Source organism: Lysinibacillus sp. LK3 (assembly GCF_001043675.1).
Lineage (GTDB): Bacteria > Bacillota > Bacilli > Bacillales_A > Planococcaceae > Lysinibacillus > Lysinibacillus capsici.
On record NZ_LDUJ01000018.1, the window covers coordinates 1 to 20,363 of the forward strand.

At 36.9% G+C, this 20,363-nt stretch carries 17 protein-coding genes; 13 read left to right on the forward strand and 4 right to left on the reverse strand.

The window, feature by feature from the left end:
* Window positions 1-333 precede the first annotated feature (333 nt).
* The gene (locus VK91_RS13440; RefSeq protein WP_004226054.1) at window positions 334-1,602 is read left to right on the forward strand and encodes an OFA family MFS transporter; all 1,269 of its coding nucleotides are present in this window, start codon (window positions 334-336) and stop codon (window positions 1,600-1,602) included.
* Window positions 1,603-1,870: 268 nt separating this feature from the next.
* The gene (locus VK91_RS13445) at window positions 1,871-2,563 is read left to right on the forward strand and encodes an AIM24 family protein (RefSeq protein ID WP_036118779.1); all 693 of its coding nucleotides are present in this window, start codon (window positions 1,871-1,873) and stop codon (window positions 2,561-2,563) included.
* A 41-nt stretch (window positions 2,564-2,604) separates the two neighbouring features.
* Here VK91_RS13445 and VK91_RS13450 read toward each other — a convergent pair whose 3' ends face one another.
* On the reverse strand, window positions 2,605-3,855 hold the full coding sequence (locus VK91_RS13450; protein WP_048393473.1) for an NAD(P)/FAD-dependent oxidoreductase: 1,251 nt from the start codon (window positions 3,853-3,855) through the stop codon (window positions 2,605-2,607).
* 287 nt (window positions 3,856-4,142) lie between these two features.
* On the opposite strand from VK91_RS13450, the gene asnB reads away from it, so the two are divergent.
* The 4 genes from asnB (at window position 4,143) to VK91_RS13470 (ending at window position 10,278) form a co-directional block, all read left to right on the forward strand.
* On the forward strand, window positions 4,143-5,993 hold the full coding sequence (asnB, locus tag VK91_RS13455) for an asparagine synthase (glutamine-hydrolyzing) (RefSeq protein WP_048393475.1): 1,851 nt from the start codon (window positions 4,143-4,145) through the stop codon (window positions 5,991-5,993).
* 262 nt (window positions 5,994-6,255) lie between these two features.
* Window positions 6,256-7,869 (forward strand): polysaccharide biosynthesis protein, encoded by a 1,614-nt coding sequence (locus VK91_RS13460; protein ID WP_081011001.1) that lies wholly within the window; start codon window positions 6,256-6,258, stop codon window positions 7,867-7,869.
* A gap of 10 nt (window positions 7,870-7,879) precedes the next feature.
* The gene (locus VK91_RS13465; RefSeq protein ID WP_048393477.1) at window positions 7,880-8,593 is read left to right on the forward strand and encodes a pseudouridine synthase; all 714 of its coding nucleotides are present in this window, start codon (window positions 7,880-7,882) and stop codon (window positions 8,591-8,593) included.
* A 167-nt stretch (window positions 8,594-8,760) separates the two neighbouring features.
* Window positions 8,761-10,278 carry a GGDEF domain-containing protein gene (locus tag VK91_RS13470; RefSeq protein ID WP_048393479.1) on the forward strand — a complete coding sequence of 506 codons (1,518 nt, stop codon included), beginning with the start codon at window positions 8,761-8,763 and terminating at the stop codon, window positions 10,276-10,278.
* A gap of 58 nt (window positions 10,279-10,336) precedes the next feature.
* Here VK91_RS13470 and VK91_RS13475 read toward each other — a convergent pair whose 3' ends face one another.
* Window positions 10,337-11,506, reverse strand: coding sequence for an MFS transporter (locus VK91_RS13475; RefSeq protein ID WP_048393481.1), 1,170 nt, complete (start codon window positions 11,504-11,506; stop codon window positions 10,337-10,339).
* Between the two features lie 395 nt (window positions 11,507-11,901).
* Window positions 11,902-12,123, reverse strand: a complete 222-nt coding sequence (locus VK91_RS13480) for a DeoR family transcriptional regulator (protein WP_004226074.1) — start codon at window positions 12,121-12,123, stop codon at window positions 11,902-11,904.
* Window positions 12,124-12,480: 357 nt separating this feature from the next.
* Here VK91_RS13480 and pepV point away from each other — a divergent pair, with 357 nt between their 5' ends.
* The 7 genes from pepV to VK91_RS13515 all read left to right on the forward strand — a co-directional run bounded on the left by pepV (window position 12,481) and on the right by VK91_RS13515 (window position 19,906).
* Window positions 12,481-13,887, forward strand: a complete 1,407-nt coding sequence (gene pepV / locus VK91_RS13485; RefSeq protein WP_048393483.1) for a dipeptidase PepV — start codon at window positions 12,481-12,483, stop codon at window positions 13,885-13,887.
* A gap of 27 nt (window positions 13,888-13,914) precedes the next feature.
* The gene (gene dat / locus VK91_RS13490; RefSeq protein ID WP_048393484.1) at window positions 13,915-14,769 is read left to right on the forward strand and encodes a D-amino-acid transaminase; all 855 of its coding nucleotides are present in this window, start codon (window positions 13,915-13,917) and stop codon (window positions 14,767-14,769) included.
* Between the two features lie 223 nt (window positions 14,770-14,992).
* Window positions 14,993-15,997 carry a nuclease-related domain-containing protein gene (locus VK91_RS13495; protein WP_048393486.1) on the forward strand — a complete coding sequence of 335 codons (1,005 nt, stop codon included), beginning with the start codon at window positions 14,993-14,995 and terminating at the stop codon, window positions 15,995-15,997.
* 3 nt (window positions 15,998-16,000) lie between these two features.
* Window positions 16,001-16,930 carry a diacylglycerol kinase family protein gene (locus VK91_RS13500; RefSeq protein ID WP_048393488.1) on the forward strand — a complete coding sequence of 310 codons (930 nt, stop codon included), beginning with the start codon at window positions 16,001-16,003 and terminating at the stop codon, window positions 16,928-16,930.
* A gap of 96 nt (window positions 16,931-17,026) precedes the next feature.
* Window positions 17,027-17,677 (forward strand): tRNA (guanosine(46)-N7)-methyltransferase TrmB, encoded by a 651-nt coding sequence (gene trmB, locus VK91_RS13505; protein WP_016991781.1) that lies wholly within the window; start codon window positions 17,027-17,029, stop codon window positions 17,675-17,677.
* An 11-nt stretch (window positions 17,678-17,688) separates the two neighbouring features.
* Window positions 17,689-18,552, forward strand: coding sequence for an MBL fold metallo-hydrolase (locus tag VK91_RS13510; protein WP_048393489.1), 864 nt, complete (start codon window positions 17,689-17,691; stop codon window positions 18,550-18,552).
* Window positions 18,553-18,679: 127 nt separating this feature from the next.
* Window positions 18,680-19,906, forward strand: coding sequence for a hypothetical protein (locus VK91_RS13515; RefSeq protein WP_048393491.1), 1,227 nt, complete (start codon window positions 18,680-18,682; stop codon window positions 19,904-19,906).
* A 52-nt stretch (window positions 19,907-19,958) separates the two neighbouring features.
* Here the strand turns inward: VK91_RS13515 and VK91_RS13520 are convergent, their stop codons facing one another.
* Complete coding sequence (locus VK91_RS13520) at window positions 19,959-20,273, reverse strand: hypothetical protein (protein WP_004226089.1); 315 nt, start codon at window positions 20,271-20,273, stop codon at window positions 19,959-19,961.
* Window positions 20,274-20,363: the final 90 nt, after the last annotated feature.

A 20,363-nucleotide genomic window follows, 5' to 3' on the forward strand; every position in this document is an offset into this window, starting at 1 on the left:
TAATATTCTAATTAAGATTTTATTCATAAACAGCATGTGAAAATATACACAAAAATAATTATTTAAGAATAATTAATATATAACGATAAAGTAGAGTAGAAAAATAATAAAATCTAGTATATGTAGATTTTTTAGTTTGTAAAACATCGTTTTTCTTAGAGGCTGTAAGGTTTGTTTGATTTTAATTTTTAAGGAAAGAATGAAAAACTTTTTGGAGAAATAATATTTTTTAGAAAAAAATCTTGCATTTGAATAATTCTAAGTGGTAAATTGTTTTACATGGACGTTCATAGAATTTTCACAGGTAGCAAAAGAGGGGAGAAATGAGAATTTATGAATAAAAATAGATGGTTAATTGCATTATCTGCAATCGCTATTCACCTTTCAATCGGTGGAGCCTATGCATACAGTGTATACAAGCTACCGATTGTCACAGAAATGGGATGGAGTGAAACAAAGGTAACGATTGCCTTTACCATTATGATGGGATTAGCTGGTTTCTCAGCTGCATTATTTGGTAGTTTAGTAGAAAAAATGGGACCACGTAAATCGGCGATGGTAGCAGCTGTCTTATTTGGAGCAGGACAAGCTGGTGCTGGTGTAGCCATTTCAATGGATTCTGTTGTTATGTATTGGTTAACATATGGTGTTCTTAGTGGATTAGGAATGGGGATTGGCTATATTGCACCTGTATCAACACTTGTAAAATGGTTCCCAGACCGTCGTGGTCTAGCAACAGGTATGGCCGTACTTGGTTTTGGATCGGGTGCACTTATTACAGCACCAGTCGCAGCCAACTTAATGGAGGCAGTTGGCATTTCTACAACATACTTTATTCTAGGGGCAAGTTACTTCACGTTAATGATTTTAGGGGCTTCATATATAGCACCACCTAAGCCAGGTTATATGCCTGCTAATATGAAAGCAGCTGCCAATAATGGTAAGGACGTAGTTAAGAAAGATTTAGCTGTTATGTCAGCACGAGAAGCTGTTAAAACAAAGCACTTCTGGATGCTTTGGTCCATGCATTTAGTTAATGTAACAGCAGGGATTATGATGATTTCTGTTGCTTCACCAATGGCACAGGAAATTGTCGGTCTATCAGTAGCAGGTGCGGCCGCAATGGTAGGAATTATGGGGTTATTTAATGGTGGTGGTCGTTTAATCTGGGCCGCTGTGTCTGATTATATCGGTCGTTCTAACGTTTTCGTTATTTTCTTTACTGCACAGCTAATCACATTTATCGTTTTACCACATACAACTAACGTAATTATTTTCCAAGCACTTATCTTCTTAGTTGTTAGTTGCTATGGTGGTGGGTTCTCAAATCTACCTGCATTTGCAAGTGATTTATTTGGCACAAAGCAACTTGGTGTGATTCATGGTTATTTATTAACAACGTGGTCATTGGGTGGAGTTTTTGGACCATTGTTAGTAAGTGCAATCAAAAATGCGTATGGAAGCTACATTCCTGTATTCTATGTATTCGCAGGTTTAATCGCAGCTTCGTTGATTATTTCCTTAACGTTACGTGCAGATGTACGTAAGCAAACAGCTTTAAAAGCAGCGCAAAATGTTGGAGATGTATCTGCTACACAATAATATGAACTTTCAATTACTATATAGGTGTCATTTCGTGGATGGCACTTATATAGTTATTTTTTTGAAGTGTTTGTTATATAACAATTGTAATTTCTTTGTTTAATGTATAACAGTACATGTCTGAAGTCAATAACATTACTGGAAATAAAGTGATTTCGTAATTAAAAGAGAAATTTTGTAACGAAATGCACGATGAGGAACAAACTATTAAAAATTGAATCTTTTCTCAAAGAACAACGTATATAAAGTAATTAGGGAGGGATCAATCATGGGGAAATTTTCTTTAGATGAATTTGTTCATAAAACACAGCAGGACGATAATGAGAATGATTATTTTGAATTGGAAACTGAACGTGTATTAGAGGTTAATCTAAACGGTGAAGTGTGGTCAAAAATGGGCGCTATGATTTCCTATACAGGTGATATTAAATTTGAACGTGAGCGCGTCTTGGAGCATGGTCTTGGCAAAATGTTTAAAAAGGCTTTAACGGGTGAAGGTACGCAATTAATGAAAGCTAGCGGAAAGGGCAGACTCTATTTAGCGGATCAAGGAAAGAAAGTAACTGTTTTTGATTTGAAAAACGACAGTATTTGTGTCAATGGCAATGATTTACTTGCCTTTGAGCCTAGCATCGAATGGGATATACGTTTGATGCGTAAAATGGCTGGCATCATGTCAGGTGGTTTATTTAATGTAACCCTTCAAGGAACAGGGAAGGTTGCGATTACAACTCATTTTGAACCACTGACATTATTAGTGAAACCAGGTGAAACAGTATATACTGATCCGCATGCTACTGTCGCATGGTCAGGCAACTTAACACCTGAATTTAAAACAGATATTAGCTTCCGTACATTTATCGGCCGAGGCAGTGGAGAATCCATCCAGATGGCGTTTTCTGGTGAGGGCTTTGTTATTATCCAACCATTTGAAGAAGTTTATATGTCTAGTGAAAGCTAAAAAAGCGTGTCCGTTGTTCCACGGACACGCTTTTTCTCCTATTATAATGCCGCATGCATTCCTGCAATACGTCCCGTTACGAGGGCTGAAGTGATGTTATAGCCGCCTGTATAGCCATGAATATCAAGAATTTCTCCACAAAAGAACAGTCCTTCTTTTTTCTTTGAGGCCATTGTTTTTGGCTCGATTTCTTTTACAGAGACACCGCCACCTGTTACAAACGCCTTATCAAGTGACTGTGTGCCACTCACTGTTAACGTGAAGTTTACTAGTAAACGTGCTAGCTGACGAATTTTCTCTTGGGATAATTCAGCGCCCGTCAATTGAACATCAATATGTGCTCGCTCACATAAGAACAAGAGCCATCGTTCAGGTGCTATGCCTTTCCAAACATTTTTCACAGCCTTTTTCGGATCTTCTTTTATTAATTTATTTAAATATTGTAGACATGTTTCTTCATTATAATGTACCAGTGTTTGAATACGCATTGTCACGGGCTCATAGCCTGTTTTCATTAATTCTTTCACAACGAATTGACTACAACGCAAAATAGCAGGACCACTTAAACCAAAATGGGTAAAGAGCATATCCATTTGATGGGTGACGAGTGTCTTGCCTTTTTTATTTAGCACGGAGACAGCAACATCACGCAATGCTAGTCCTTGTAGTTCACGTGCTTGAATAAAATCTTCTTTTGAAATAACAGGGACTTCTGTTGGGAATAAGGTAGTGATTGTATGACCCGCACGTTCAGCCCAAGGATAGCCATCACCTGTTGAGCCTGTTTGTGGAACCGCCTTGCCCCCAACGGCTACTACGACTGCTTGACTACGGACTTCGGTGCCATCAGCAAGACGTACACCCAAAATTTTATCTTCATCCATTAGAAGCTTACTGACAGCTGTGTGTAAACGAACTTCAATATGAAGACGCTGTAGCTGTCTAATCAGCGCATCAACGACATCTTGTGCGCGATTGGATACAGGGAACATTCTACCGTGGTCCTCTTCCTTTAGGGCGACACCAAGCCCTTCAAAAAATGCAATTATATCTTCATTATTATAAACGGTAAATGGACTATAGAGAAAACGGCCATTACCGGGTATATGTTTCACAATTTCTTCAACAGGCAAACGATTTGTAACATTACAGCGTCCTCCGCCAGAAATGGCCAATTTCTTGCCTAGTTTTGTGCCTTTTTCTAACAATAACACCTTCTTTTTGCGCTCTCCAGCAGCAATCGCCGCCATTAAACCAGATGGGCCACCACCAATCACGATTACATCATACATAGTTAGAAACTCACTTTCTGTTCAAATTAGGAATCTTTCCTATTATACATGAAGTCTATATAGAGAGGGACTTTCTTTGACATTGAAAATAATAGAAAAGTGTTTTATAATTCTTTATCTCTTCTTTTGGGATGAAGAGCTTATACAGTAGAATGAAACACAATATTCTTTGTTATACAATTGGATGAATGAAAGTTTTCCTTTATTAGCATTGTCAGCATGAAATGAATGTCTTTTCGTGCTATTATGGTAAAGGTTATGCACTAAATTATGAGGTGAAAAATAGAATGTGCGGATTTATAGGTTATATTAATGGAACAAATGTGATTGATCATCATCAGACGATAGAAAATATGATGAATACAATTATTCACCGCGGACCGGATAGCGGCGGTATTCATAGTGACGATAAAGTAACGTTAGGTTTCCGTCGATTAAGTATTATTGACTTATCAGACGTAGCGAATCAACCATTATATAGTGAAGACGGCAATATCGTGCTTGTATTTAATGGAGAGATTTTTAACTTCCAAGAGCTGCGTGCAGATTTAATTGAAAAAGGTCATACGTTTAAAACACAATCAGATAGTGAAGTTATTATTTATGGCTATGTAGAATATGGCGTAGATTTTGTGAAGAAACTGCGTGGGATGTTTGCCTTCTGTATTTGGGATAAAAAGAATGATTTACAGTTCATTGCGCGCGATGGCTTTGGAATCAAACCATTGTATTACTCTGAGCATACAACAGACGGTACGTTTATTTTTGGCTCTGAGATTAAATCATTTTTACCACACCCATCATTTATTAAAGAGTTAAATAAACAGGCACTTCGCCCCTATTTAACATTCCAGTATTCATCTATGGATGAAACATTCTTTAAAGGTGTCTTTAAATTACCACCAGCTCACTATATGCTGATTCAAAATGGACAAAAGCAAATCGTGCAATATTGGGATAAAAAATTCCATGCAAAAGAAGCACCAATCGAAAAATATATTGAAGAAATTCGTTCAACTGTTAAAGAATCTGTAGAGGCTCATCAAATCAGTGATGTAAAAGTTGGTTCATTCTTATCGGGTGGTATTGACTCTAGTTATATTACGTCTTTATTACGCCCAGATAAATCCTTCTCAGTCGGTTTTGCGGACTATGAAGATATGTTCAATGAGACAAATCTTGCAAAAGATTTATCAGATACGTTGAATATTCAAAATGAACGTAGATACATTACCGCAGATGAGTGCTTTGAAGCGCTACCTAAAATTCAATGGCATATGGATGAACCACAATCCAATCCATCTTCAGTGCCACTTTACTTCCTTTCGGAGCTTGCTTCAAAAGATGTAACGGTTGTCTTATCAGGTGAAGGTGCTGATGAAATTTTTGGTGGGTATGCTTGGTATCAAAACTCAGGAAGAATGCAAAAATACGAAAAATTACCATTAGGTCTTCGTAAAACATTACGTGGAATGGCAGAAGCCCTACCGAAAAATCAATACACGAATTTCCTTATTAAAGGTGCTCAAACAGTAGAAGAGCGTTTTATTGGGGAAGCGGTAGTTTGGGATGAAGTGGATGCTATTAATGTTTTAAAGCCAGCTTATAAAAATGCGCCATCTGTAAAATCGATTACAAAACGTATTTATGATGAAGTACCTGGCGATGATGATGTGACAAAAATGCAGTATCTAGATCTAAATCTTTGGATGCCTGGTGATATTTTATTAAAGGCAGATAAAATGAGTATGGCACACTCAATTGAATTACGTGTACCATTTTTAGATAAAGAAGTAATGGAGTTAGCGAAAAATATTCCTTCAAGATACCGTGTGAATGATATCGATACAAAATATGTTCTACGTCAAGCTGCGCATCAGGAATTGCCAGAAGAATGGGCAAAGCGTCCGAAGCTTGGATTCCCAGTGCCAATTCGTCACTGGTTACGTGAAGAAAAGTATTACAGTATGGTAAAAGAAATGTTTACAACTGACTTTGCAAATGAATTTTTTGATACAAAACAATTAGTTGGCTATCTAGATGAGCACTACGAAGGGAAAGCAAATCGCGGTCGTTATATTTGGACAGTTTATGTATTCCTAGTATGGTACAAAAAGTTCTTTGTGGACATGGTATAAGAAATACCTAATCGGTGGGGATGTTCAATTCCTCACCGATTATTTTAAGGCCTTTTTTCATCAAGTTTCTTTATGAATGAACTTTTTGGTGTTTTTATGCGTCTCATTTCCTATAAATATGTTAAGATTACAGTTGGTTTACTTTATTGCTTTTAGAGTGACAGCGCTTGCATATCGTTTGTTTTAAAACGAAAAAGTTTTATAAGTATGCTTTGAAGTGTTACGATAATAATATTGATTTTACAATGAATGGATGGGTATGATGTCCAATTTAATGAAAGGTACTGCGATATTAACAATGGGGATGTTTTTATCGAAGGTACTCGGATTAATTTATATTTTTCCGTTTTATGCAATTGTTGGCGAGAAGAACATTGCGCTTTACCAATATGCATATATTCCCTATTCAATTATGCTGGCAATCGCCATTTCAGGTGCGCCAATAGCCGTCTCTAAATTTGTATCCAAATATAACGCAATGGGAGATTATCAATCGGGTCGCAAGCTGATGAAATCTGGCATTCTTATTATGATGATGACTGGCTTTGCAGCATTTATTGCCCTCTTTCTACTTGCTACGCCAATTGCAGGGCTAGTTATTAAGAGTGAGGAACAGGTCTTTACAGTTGAACAAATTGCTTCAGTAATACGATGGGTTAGTTTTGCCTTAATCGTAGTGCCATTTATGAGTCTATGGCGGGGCTTCTTCCAAGGCTACGACAAAATGGAGCCTACTGCCGTTTCACAATTGGTGGAACAAATTGTGCGAATTGTTGTGTTACTTGGTGGATCTTTCCTAGTGGTGATTGTGTTTAAAGGAAAACCAGAGACAGCCATCTCCTTTGCTGTGTTTGCTGCATTTATCGGAGCAATCGGTGGATTAGGTGTTCTTTATTACTACTGGAAAAAATATCAGCCTGAATTTAATCTACTACGTAGCCAAAGTGTGACTTCCACACAGCTACCAATGTCCAATATTTATAAAGAAGTGATTACCTATTCCATCCCAATGGTGTTTGTAGGGGTGGCGAATCCATTGTTCCAATTAGTCGACATGCTTACGTTTAATGGAGCAATGACGTCCATTGGTTTAGCAGAAGTAACAGATACTTATTTATCAATGATTAACTTTATGACACATAAAGTTGTTATCATCCCTGTTATGCTAGCGACTGGATTTTCGATGGCGCTTGTACCAACAATTACAAAGTATTTTACACAGGGGGAGTATTTAGCGCTCCGCCATGCAATGGATAAAACCTATCAAATTTTAATCTTTATTACATTGCCAGCTGTGGTTGGTATTTCTTTATTAGCCAATGAAATTTATTTTATGCTTTATTCAGAAAGCGAAATGGGGGCAACCATTTTAGCGCATTATGCACCTGTCGCGATTTTATTCGCGTTATTTCAAGTCACAGCAGCCTTACTTCAAGGAATTGATTTTCAAAAGTGGATTGTTTTCAGCTTATTATCTGGAATTTTCGTAAAGCTAGCATTAAATATTCCTTTAATTCGCTGGTTAGAGGCTGATGGTGCTATAGTAGCTACAGCTATTGGCTACAGTGTTTCGATTATCATTAATATGCTTGTTTTACGAAAAACGTTGAATTATCGATCAGAAATGGTTGTGCGTCGTGTCATGCTAATTGCTTTATTGACAATGGCGATGGCCATTAGCGTGCTGATTGTGCATAAATTATTGGAATTACTAATGGGACCAGTTGATAGTAAATTCTCAGCATTACTATTCTCAATTATTTGTGCGGGTGTTGGTGCGGCTGTTTATGGCTTTTTATCATTACGCCTAGGTTTAGCCCAAAAGCTATTAGGTGAACGATTAACCCGTATTATGAGTAAACTGGGATTGAAATAGGAGTGGAACGATGCGTTTAGATAAATTACTAGCAAATATGGGGTACGGCTCTCGTAAGGAAGTGAAGCAGCTATTAAAGCAAAAAGCTGTCACAGTAGACGGTGATTATGTCAAGGATGCAGCTTTACACGTAGACCCAGAAAAGCAAATTGTATCAGTGTTTGGAGAGCGCGTTGTTTATACAGAATTTGTTTATTTTATAATGAATAAACCGCCTGGTGTTATTTCTGCCACTGAAGATTTAAGAGATGAAACAGTCATTGATTTATTAGAGCCATTACACCAGCATTTTCAACCGTTTCCTGTTGGTCGATTAGATAAAGACACAGAAGGGTTGCTCTTATTAACAAACGATGGTCAATTAGCTCATAATTTATTGTCTCCCAAAAAGCATGTGCCAAAAGTTTATTACGCACAGATTGAAGGCGTTGTGACAGAAGAAGATGCCGAGAAATTTGCAAATGGTGTTGAGCTAGATGATGGCTATGTTACAAAACCTGGAAAGCTTGTGATCTTAAAGTCTGCACAGCAATCTGAAATAGAGCTAACGATTCAAGAAGGCAAGTTTCATCAGGTAAAGCGAATGTTTGAGGCTGTAGGAAAACGTGTAACATATTTAAAGCGTATTTCCATGGGAAGCCTGAAATTAGATGAAAATCTAGCGTTAGGTGAATATCGTGAGCTCACTGCTGAAGAGCTAAACGGTCTACAAAACAATCATTAAACATATTATTCCTCGATGCCTCACATAGCATCGGGGATTTTTATATACAGTAATATGACTGTAACTGTATAATATGAAATGAGTTATTGTGATATAGTCATAGAATGTATCATATTTTGAAATATTCCCCAAAAGACGATGGTATAAAATAAGTAGAGGACAATTAAATGAAGAACCTGCGTATTAAATTATTACTATCTCTAATAGCATTTGCAGTCATACTTGTTGCTGTTATTTCATATGTGAACCGACAAATACTGGTAACAGAGATAGAAAAGCAAGTGAGCATGAATAAAATATTAATTGAAAATCATATTTTGACAGATATGCAAACTGTCGATGATGCCCATTTTTATTTTGATAATAATATTTCAGACAAAATGGAACAGGAGCTTAGACAGCTAAAAAACTATTACCATGAAAACCCTAATGTAGCTACTTGGGATTTGCAGCAAATGAAAAAGAAACATGGTATGGATATTTACATAGTGGATCAATCAAATACAGTAGTTTACACAACTTTTGCCAAAGATATTGGCTTGAATTTCTCGCTTTGCTGTCAACGTTTTTCTGCTTTATTAGATGAACGGCGCGCTAGTGGCGAATTTTTTACAGATGGACTCGATATTTCAACATCAACAGGTGAATATCGGAAATTTGGCTATCTGGCAACACATGATAAGAAATATTTGCTCGAGTTAGGTATAGACCTACTAAATGATCCTGTCTTCCAAACCTTTAATTTTGAGAAAACTGCACAGTACTTAATAGGTAAGTATATTGATTTAGTGGATGTGCAAGCTATTAATGCAGGTGGCGTTTTCTTTAATGATTCAAGATCAAAGAGAATCACTGTACAGGAGCAATCTAAGAAATTTCAAGAATACTTCGAGCTAGCAAAGAAAACAATGGAGCCAGTTGAGTATGAAAAGGCTTTAGACAATGGGTATATAGAAACACATCGTTTTCTGCCCTATGAAGCAGAGACAGTGAGAGGGGAGTCATCCAAAAGAATTGTCTATGTGAAATTTATCAATTTCACTAAAATGGAAGCTCTCCAAAAAAATACGAAACAATTTTGGATTCTACTGTCTATTGCCCTACTAACATCCTTTATTATGCTGTTAGTTATTAATAAAATTTTATCTAAAACAATACACCTAGCTACCTTCGATCCGTTAACTGGTGTCTTTAACCGTGCTACATATATTAGGAAAATTGATAATTTATTAAGAAAAAGAAAATTGAATGTGCCAGGTTTATTGTTAATTGATTTAGATAACTTTAAACAAGTAAACGATCAATTTGGTCATGTAGAAGGAGATCATATCCTCATTGAAACAGCGAAAATTTTAAAGCATGTTGTGAAACAAAGTGGCTTTGTTGTACGCTTCGGTGGGGATGAATTTGCCATTGTTTTATACGATACAACAGAGGAACAGATGCAGCACATAGCAGAGGACATTTTGACTCAAATAAGGTCAGTTAGATATGATGGCCAAGCTAGCGAGAAATGGTCTGTGTTGTCTGTGAGCATGGGCGGAGCCATTTATAATCATGCTGAGGATACAGAAATGAGCTTATTTGAACGGGCCGATAAAGCGCTTTATCAATCCAAAAATGCTGGTAAGGATCAATATTCTAGTTTTGCAGAGGTCGCTGCTGACGAGGATTATATTAGTTAAAAAACGCCCCATTCTATCGATAGCATAATTAGCTATTTTGATAGCAATGGGGCGTTTATTAATGAGCAGCTATTTTTGTTCTATAAAAGATACAACTACATAATACAAGAACAGCGATGACTGGAAACATAGCGTTCATATAATGAGTCAAGAGCCAACCGCCTATTATTGGGCCAACAAAGCCACCTAAATTTTTAAATTGTGCAGCACCTAAATAGGTTGCCTTTTGAGTATCTGGCGCAATTTCATCAATCATGACATTCATTGTAGGGAAGGCAAAGATTTCACCTATGGTAAAAATAATCATGGCAATGATATAGAGCGTATAATTATTGGAGAATCCAAACATACATAATCCAATAGCAAAGAACAGTACACCTACTAATAATGTTGCTGTAGATGAAAAGCGCTCTGATACTATACTAATAGGTAATTGTAGTAATAACACAACTGCTGCATTGAGAGAGATTAATAACGAATAAAGTTTCGCACCTTCATCAATTTTTAATTCGATAATTTGTGGTAGCGTTGAGTCAAATTGCGAGTAACCAATATTGATTAAAATGGCACCCAATATGAAGCTAAGCAGCACACGATTTGTCAAAAGAATCGTGAATGTACTGAGTATTTTTGTTTGTGTAACCGCTTTGGGCTGCTGCATTTGATAGCGATTTAACACAAAAAATAAAAAGACTGCGTAAATAATATACATCATCCCTGTCAGCATAAAAGGGATACTTGGACTGGAGAGCTGTGAGATATACACGCCAATAATTGGACCAATAACCGCTGCAATATTAATGGCTGTATAACGTAAGGAAAATAGTCTTTTTCTTTTATCGGCAGGTGTAAAATCAATCATCAATGCCTGTGTGGAAGGTTCAAAAAATGATCGACAAAGTCCATTCAAAGCATTGAATAGGATAAAAAGCCAAACAGCATGAACTGTTGCGAAGCCAAAGAACACAAGACTCCAAACGATAATTGTTAATAGAATAACGCTTTTTCTACCAAAGCGATCTGTTAAATAACCCCCGAAAAATCCACCTACTGTGGAAATGAGCGGCGCGATACCAATTGTCAATCCAATTTGTAAGGGAGAGGCTTGAATTTCATTATGTAAATAAATTGCTAAAAAAGGCATTGCCATAAAGCTTGCAATACGTGTAAAAATTGTTCCACCTAAAATAATCCAAACTAATGGATGAAACAACTTTGACAAAGTCATATAAAATCCTCCTCTCAACATTTAGAATGTTTCGAGTTTAACGGATTGTTAAGCAACTGTAAATAGTTAAAATAATCTTGAAAGAGCACAGAGCAGATAATGGCGCGCAGATTTATGTTGCTATGCTAAGATGTGAAGCTTAGATTGAAGGGTAAAGGAGCAATGTAAATAATCGTTTTATATAGATGAATGGAAGTAAGATAAAAATCATTGCTTTGCATAGATAGATGACTAAAAAAGTGATGTAAATAATTACTTTACACAGAAAGCAAGCTGGAGAAGTCAGTAAGCAAAGTGGGAAAAAAATCTAAAAATCTTCTAACGACAAAAAAGAATGACCCCGACGAAAGGTCATTCTTTTTCCATACACAATGCTTTACGTACAAAACGTAAAACTAAGACGTTAATTTTACTTTTTTCTTCGTCGTTGTCCATCTGCCTCGACTTGGACTCGTCACCAAATCGTTAAAGGCTAACACGTTCAAATCTCTTTGAACGGTGCGAGGAGTGATACTAAACTCTTCGACTAAATCCTGTGTAGACACGGTTCCTTTGTCTAAAATAAACATGTACACGTCTTTAATACGATTAAGCATTCGATCAGTAGTTGGTTTCATTAAATGAACCACTCCTTCATCTTAATTCTCTTGGCAAAGACTAGCGGACGACAATATGTGCGGAGTGCACTTAGGCTAATAAGTAGCTGCCTTAGACATCCCCTTTTCTAATTTTATAGTCAGAACAATTATTCTGATAACTTTATTATATAGAAAAACTACTTAATTTTCTAGTGAATGCAAGAGAAATTTACAATTAATATATAAAATTTATACTGTATTTTGTGGGAATACGTGAAAAACGTGCTATATATGGTAGTGACAGTAGAAGTTACTGAAAATAGTTGTCAGAAAGCTGATTGTCATATATGTTGTAAGGTGTAGAATAATGTTAATACTTTGAAGGAGGTACATGGTATGGATTGGTTACAAGCTGCAAAAGAAAGGCAAGACGAATTAATACAAGAGTTACAGGAGCTTGTGCAAATAAATAGTGTGCTCGATGAGGATACAATAACTACTGAAGTACCTTTTGGAGATGGTCCACTTCAAGCGCTTGAATGGTTACTAGCAAAAGGTCAAAGTGAAGGCCTGCTCACGAAAAATGTTAATAATTATGCTGGACATATTGAAATGGGAACTGGTGAAGATTTACTTGGTATTTTATGTCATATTGATGTTGTCCCAATTGGAGAAGAAGCAGATTGGACTTACCCTCCTTTCAGCGGCACAGTAGCTGATGGTAAATTATTTGCACGTGGTGCGATTGACGATAAAGGGCCTACGATTGCGGCATGGATGGCCATGAAACTTGTGAAAGATGCAGGTATTCCGTTAGAAAAAAGAGTACGAATGATTATTGGTACAGACGAAGAAACAGGATTCCGCTGTGTCGACCACTATTTTAAACAGGAGGAAATGCCGACAATTGGTTTTGCACCAGATGCGGATTTCCCGCTCATCAATGCAGAAAAAGGCATTGCAGAGCTTGTGTTCTCTCAAAATAAAGTGGGTGATGCAACGAAAGAACAACTACTACTATTTAATGCAGGAAAGCGCCCAAATATGGTACCTGATTTTGCAAAAGCAATAATTCAGCACGTAACAGCATCATTCGAACAGAATTTTCAAACATTTTTAAGTAAAAATCAGCTAGAAGGCTCTTTATTAATGGAGGAGTCTCGCTATATAATAACTATCAAAGGTAAAGCAGCCCATGCAATGGAACCAGATAAAGGTATCAATGCAGCTGTTTATCTTGCAGCATTTTTACAACAAGAGTTGACGACAGAAGCAAGTAAACAATTTGTCGACTTTATTGCAGATGTTTTTTATCAGGATCATTATGGTAGTCAGCTCGATCTGCAGTTTGAGGATACAATGTCAGGACAAACAACATTAAATCCAGGGATCGTAAGCTATGATGTCCATAAAGGCGGCAGTTTAGTAATTAGTATGCGCTATTCAGTTTCCTATCCATTCGATGAAAAAATAACAGCAGCACAACGCTTAACGGTAGAAAAAGGGTTTTCTCTAGACATACAAGACGACTCCAAGCCACATTATGTCAGCGAAGATGATCCGTTCATCCAGACATTAGCAGCTATCTATAGACGTCAAACGGGAGATACAGAAACACCTTTATTATCAACTGGTGGTGGGACGTATGCACGTGTGATGAAAAAAGGCGTGGCATTTGGCATGCTCTTCCCAGGGGAGCCAGATGTAGCGCATCGAGCGGATGAGTTTGTTGTCGTTGAAAACCTTGTAAAAGCAGCGGCAATTTATGCTGAAGCAATTGTTGAACTTGCAGGAAAAAAATAACTCAAAGACGAAAAGGATGAACAAAACATGGCATATTCATTATGGAATGATCAAATTGTTGAAGAAGGATCCATTGCAGTATCACCAGAAGATAGAGGCTATCAATTTGGTGACGGTATTTATGAAGTAATCAAAGTTTATAACGGAAATATGTTTACAGCACAAGAGCATATTGATCGTTTCTATGCAAGCGCCGAAAAAATTCGTCTTGTTATTCCTTATACAAAAGACGTTTTACACAAATTATTACATGAGCTGATTGAAAAAAATAATCTTGATACAGGGCATGTTTATTTCCAAATTACACGTGGTGCCAATTCACGTAATCACGTTTTCCCAGATGCAAGTGTTCCAGCTGTATTAACGGGTAATGTGAAAGCTGGTGAACGTGCATATGAAAACTTTGAAAAAGGGGTTAAGGCTACGTTTGTAGAGGATATTCGTTGGTTGCGCTGTGATATCAAATCTTTAAACTTACTTGGTGCAGTATTAGCAAAACAAGAGGCAGCTGAAAAGGGCTGCTACGAAGCAATTTTACATCGCGGGGATATCGTAACAGAATGTTCATCAGCAAATGTTTATGGGATTAAAGACGGTAAGCTTTATACACACCCAGCAAATAACTTCATTTTAAACGGTATTACTCGTCAAGTCATTTTAAAATGTGCAGAAGAGATTAGTTTACCTGTAGTTGAAGAACCAATGACAAAAGCTGATTTATTAACAATGGATGAAATTATTGTATCCTCTGTATCTTCAGAAGTTACTCCTGTTATTGATGTGGATGGAAACCAAATCGGTACTGGTGTGCCAGGTGAATGGACGCGTAAATTGCAACAAGCTTTTGAGGCGAAATTACCACTTTCTTTGAATACAAAATAAAAGAACCGTTTAAGAGAACTATCGATAAGGGTAGTTCTCTTTTTTATGGATGTAATGTTTGGTATCGTCATGTAAAATAAAAAGGATAGTAATGAATAATTTTACAGATTGAAATTTGTAGAATAATTGTCGATGTATTGAATACAATGCCTCTTTTCTACCAAAGCAATCTAGATAAAAAGAGAACTATAGATATGGTGAGTAAGAATGGAGTGACCTTTACATGGCACAATTGGTGAAATTACAAGATTACATTTCACGCTATCAAATTGATTTAGCGAGATACCCAACACAATTTGTGCGCTTGAAGAAAAACCAATGGGAGCGCATTAAGCGACAGTGGGAATTGGGAGAAGATATTAGCGAGTGGCAACATGTCGACAATGAGGTGGAAGCGGAGGCTTACGAGGAAAAAGAACGTTTTACCTTCATAAAAAAATGGTTTGCTGGGCGGCAAAAGGAAACAACAGATGATGTTGAAGAAGTAGAAATATCAAATGAGCTTGTCAGCGATGAGGATATAATTCCTGAAGAAGAAACGACACTCACATTTGAACCTAAAATTGTGTATGCACCACAATCCATCCATGAGTTGAAACGAATGTTTATTGATCAGTTCTTTCATTTTCAAATGAAATGGGCTAGTTCAACATTACGGGAAAAATCATATGTAGATCCTCGCTTCATGCGTGACTCATTGCTCCGTATGCTATTGCAAACATTGCCAGATAATTATCTATTGTTTTATTATCCAATACTACAAATTAGAAAAGCACCTATAGAGCTAGATGTAGTGTTAATGTCGCCGACAGAGTGTATTTGTATTACGGTCTTAGAGGCTGAAAATCAAGCTGTATATGTAGGTGGCAGCGATCGCTTCTGGATTAAAAAAGTAGGGACGAAGGATTCTAAAGTTTTGAATCCAACGATTAACTTAGGGCGGATGGAATCGGTACTGTCGCAATTATTTAAACAAGAGGATATTGATATGCCCATCCGTAAGGTTGTGCTATCTCGTAATGGGTATTTTGATTATCCTGGTTCACCATTTGGGGTACGCTTTGTTGATCGTCGAAATTACCATGAATGGATAGAGCATTTAAGAAAAGTTTCCTCTCCTATGAAGCATATGCAAATCCGAGCTGCACAGACAATTTTAAATACGGTCCAAACCACCTCCTTTAACCGAGATATATGGCAGCAAGCATCTCAGCCAACAGAGGAATGATGTATGAACGTTCTATTTATTGTCAATGAGGCCGCTGGGAATGGAAAAGGAAAAAAAGTTTGGCTCCAACTTCAAGAGCATCTAACGATTTCCTATCAAGTGGCTTTTACTGAATATGCAGGACATGGACAGGAAATCGCTCAACAATGGGCACACCAGCAACAAGAGAAGAAATTGCTTGTCGTTGTTGGTGGTGATGGCACCATTCATGAAGTAGTTAGTGGTGTTATACATAATAAACACATCATAATTGGTGTAGTTCGTGCTGGCTCTGGTAATGACTTTGCACGTTATTTTCATACCTTTTCCAATGCCCAGCAAATCGAGGATTATGTAAAGACTACCTTGGCTAATGTAAGAATGGATGCAGGGATCGTTCAGATTGATAATCAACGAAAAGAAATATTTGTTAATAATGCTGGCATAGGCTTCGATGCCTTTGTGACAAAATCAATTAACACTTCTCCTCTTAAGTTTTATCTCAATAAGATTGGACTAGGGAAACTTTCGTATGCTGTCGCTGTAATTAGAGGGTTATTTCGCTTTGAACGCTTTGACATAACGATACGTTCAGAGGGACAGGAATGGCAATTTCAGCAGACGTGGTTTGTGGCGATGAGTAATCAACCTTATTTTGGAGGCGGCATGAAAATATCACCTGCCGCAAAAGCAGATGATGGGCAAGTGGATATCACAATTGTACATGGTATTTCTCGTATCAAATTATTACTGGTATTTGTCACTGTGTTTTTTGAAAAACATACAAAATTTAAGGAAGTTACTTTTTTACAGGGGCAGGTCTTTGATCTTATCGTAGCAGATAAGGTTGACTGCCATACGGATGGTAATTATATTGGCATTGTCAATCAAGAGACCAATATCCACTGTACAATACAACAAAATGCTTGGCAGGTTATTGTTAAGGATTCATAAAAATATCATTGTGCAATAATTTCATGCGAATTATAAGGGAATACGTTATACTATAAAAAAATCAATAATTTCACAAGAAAGAAATGAGGAACAACATTGAGATTAAGAAATAAGCCTTGGGCAGAGGAAATGATTACAGATCACCCAGAGGTGATTATTCCAAATCCTGAAGACTTTAAAGGAAATTGGCAGGCTGTTTTCGGCAATGACAACCCTATTCATATTGAAGTAGGGTCTGGAAAAGGACAATTTGTGACCGGTATGGCTTTGCAAAATCCAACAATCAATTATATTGGCATTGAACTTTACGATAGTGTGATTGTTTGTGCACTAGAAAAAGTGCTAGAGGCAAAATCTCCAGCGAATTTACGTTTACTAAAAGTAAATGGCGCAGATTTATATAAATTCTTTGACAAAAACGATGTATCACGTGTATACCTGAATTTCTCAGATCCTTGGCCAAAAACACGACATGCAAAAAGACGTTTAACGCACGGGGATTTTTTGAAATTATATGAGTCGATTTTAGTGGATAATGGGGAAGTCCATTTTAAAACGGATAACCGAGGTCTTTTCGAGTATTCTTTAATCAGTATGTCTGAATATGGGATGTTATTAAAGTATGTATCTCTCGACCTGCATGCAAATATGCCAGAGGATAATGTGATGACAGAATATGAAGAGAAGTTTTCTGCCAAGGGGCAGCCGATTTATCGCTTAGAATCGCAATTTATCACTAAATTGTAGGGGGAATATGGATGGATCAGTTACAGTTTCACAATATGTCATTATCATGGCTAAACGGGGGTGTTACGTGCCTAGATGGTGGTGCGATGTTTGGTGTTGTACCAAAGCCTCTTTGGTCCCGCAAATATCCAGTCAATGAAAAAAACCAAATTGAATTACCAACAGAACCTATCCTTATTCAATTTGGGGGCAAAAACTACCTTATTGATACGGGTGTTGGCTTTAACAAATTAAATGAAAAGCAGCTACGAAACTTTGGTGTAACAGAAGAATCTTCGTTAGCTGATAGCTTACAAGAGTTAGGATTAACGACAGCAGATATTGATGCAGTGTTAATGACGCATTTACATTTTGATCACGCTGGGGGGTTAACGCAGTGGGAAGGGGATGTACTTGTACCAACTTTCCCAAATGCCAAGATTTTTGTAACGAAAATTGAATGGGATGAAATGCGTAACCCCAATATCCGTTCTAAAAATACTTATTGGAAAGAAAATTGGGAGCCAGTTCAGCATTTAGTTGAAACCTACGAAGAGTCATTGGAAGTAGTACCTGGAATCGAAATGCTTCATACTGGTGGTCATAGTGAGGGACATGCTGTCATCAAGCTAACGCAAAATGATGAAGTGTTATTGCATATGGCAGATATTATGCCGACTCATGCTCATCAAAATCCATTATGGGTATTAGCCTATGACGATTATCCAATGACAAGTGTATTTGCAAAAGAGCGACTGATGAAAGAAGCCCTTGCAAATAACTATGGCTTTATTTTCTATCACGATGCTTATTACCGTATGATTCGATGGGATGAGTCAGGCAAAGAGATTGTGGATAAACTAGAGCGTAGTAGACAAGCTGTTATTACATTTTAATCGAGCAAGCAAAGGCGAGGTATTTGGCATATAAAATGTCAATACCTCGCGTTTTTGTTCGTGAACAGGATAGAAAATATGATACACTTAACACGATACTAAAATACAAAAGAGAGTTGAAATAAACATGGCAACTGAACAACCATTTTTACCCGTTTTACTTGGATCAGATATGAATGCATATGGTATGGCACGTGCGTTTTATGAAGCATATGGTATTAAACCACTTGTTTTAGGACGTTCTCATTTAACAGCAACACAAGATAGCCATATCCTACAATTTCAAGAAATAGACCGTTTAAATGAACAAGATGTTTTTGCACCTGCCCTTGCAGAAGTTGCAAAAAAATATGCTGATAAAAAACTATTACTTTTAGCATGTGGGGACGATTATGCCAAGCTGATCATCAAAAATAAGCCAGCATTACAAGAGCATTTTACCGTACCTTATATCGACGAATCGTTGATGGATGAAATTTTATTGAAAGAAAATTTCTATAAAGTGTGTGATCAATATAATTTTAAATATCCAGGTACAACAACGGTGACAGCTGACAACTATGAAAACTTTACACCACCATTTGCTTACCCTATCATTTTAAAGGCTTCCAACTCTGTAGAATATTGGGCTTGTAAATTCCCTGGGAAGAAAAAAGTATTTGTTGCACATGATGAAGCGGAAAAAACGGCTATATTAAAAGCTATTTATAGCTCTACTTATCAGGATACAATGATTATTCAAGAATTTATTCCTGGGGACGATTCCTATATGCGTGTGTTAAATGCCTATGTAGGAAAGGATGGAAAAGTGAAGCTGATGTGTCTAGGTAACCCTATTCTAGAAGAACATTCTCCTGAAGGAATCGGAAGTTATGCAGCCATCGTGACAACCTATGATAAAGAATTAATGGATCAAGTACGTTTCTTCCTAGAGGACATTGGCTATACAGGTTTTGCGAATTTTGATATGAAATATGATATTCGAGACAAGCAATATAAACTTTTTGAAATCAATTTACGTAATGGGCGTTCTAGCTATTATGTAACAGCAAGTGGGCATAATTTAATGAAGTATGTTGCGGATGACCATATGTTAAATATCGAGCAAGAAGTCACATATGTGCAGGACAAGCATTTATGGATGATTATTCCTAAAGGTGTATTATTCAAATATGCATCGAATGAAAAGCTCAAACTAGAAGCAAAAAAATTAATTAGTGAGGGTAAATACACAAATTCTCTTTACTTTAACGAGGATATGAATGCGAAGCGTTGGGTGAAACTAACACTCAATAATTTAAATTATTACCGTAAGTATAAAAAGTACTTTAATAATAAAGGTTTATCCGAATAACATAGAGAAGCCATCTTCAATTTATGAGATGGCTTCTATTGTATATACATAATTAAACTTCTGTTAGTTCCACGACAACACCAGAGCGTGCATCGGCAGCAAATTCGAATGTCTGCATCTCACCTTCATGCATACGCGAGATCCCCCCACGATATACTGGGATGGTAATAATACCGTTTGTAAAATCTTCAGTTTTCATAAAAATCCAAGAACCATCAATCGGTGAATCCTTTTTAAATTCTCTTTTTATGTTTTCAAGTACTTGTCCTGCAGGTACGAACGGAGAAACTTTTTCACTAGCTTCTTTAATAATGACTGCGGCAGCTAAGCCAGTTGCGACACCAATTAAAAAATCACGTAATTTCATACTTTTTTCCTCCTTTTTCTATACCTTTATTTTAGCATAGCCTATAGAGTGAATGCACGTTCACAATTATGCGGATTGAGGAAATGTATC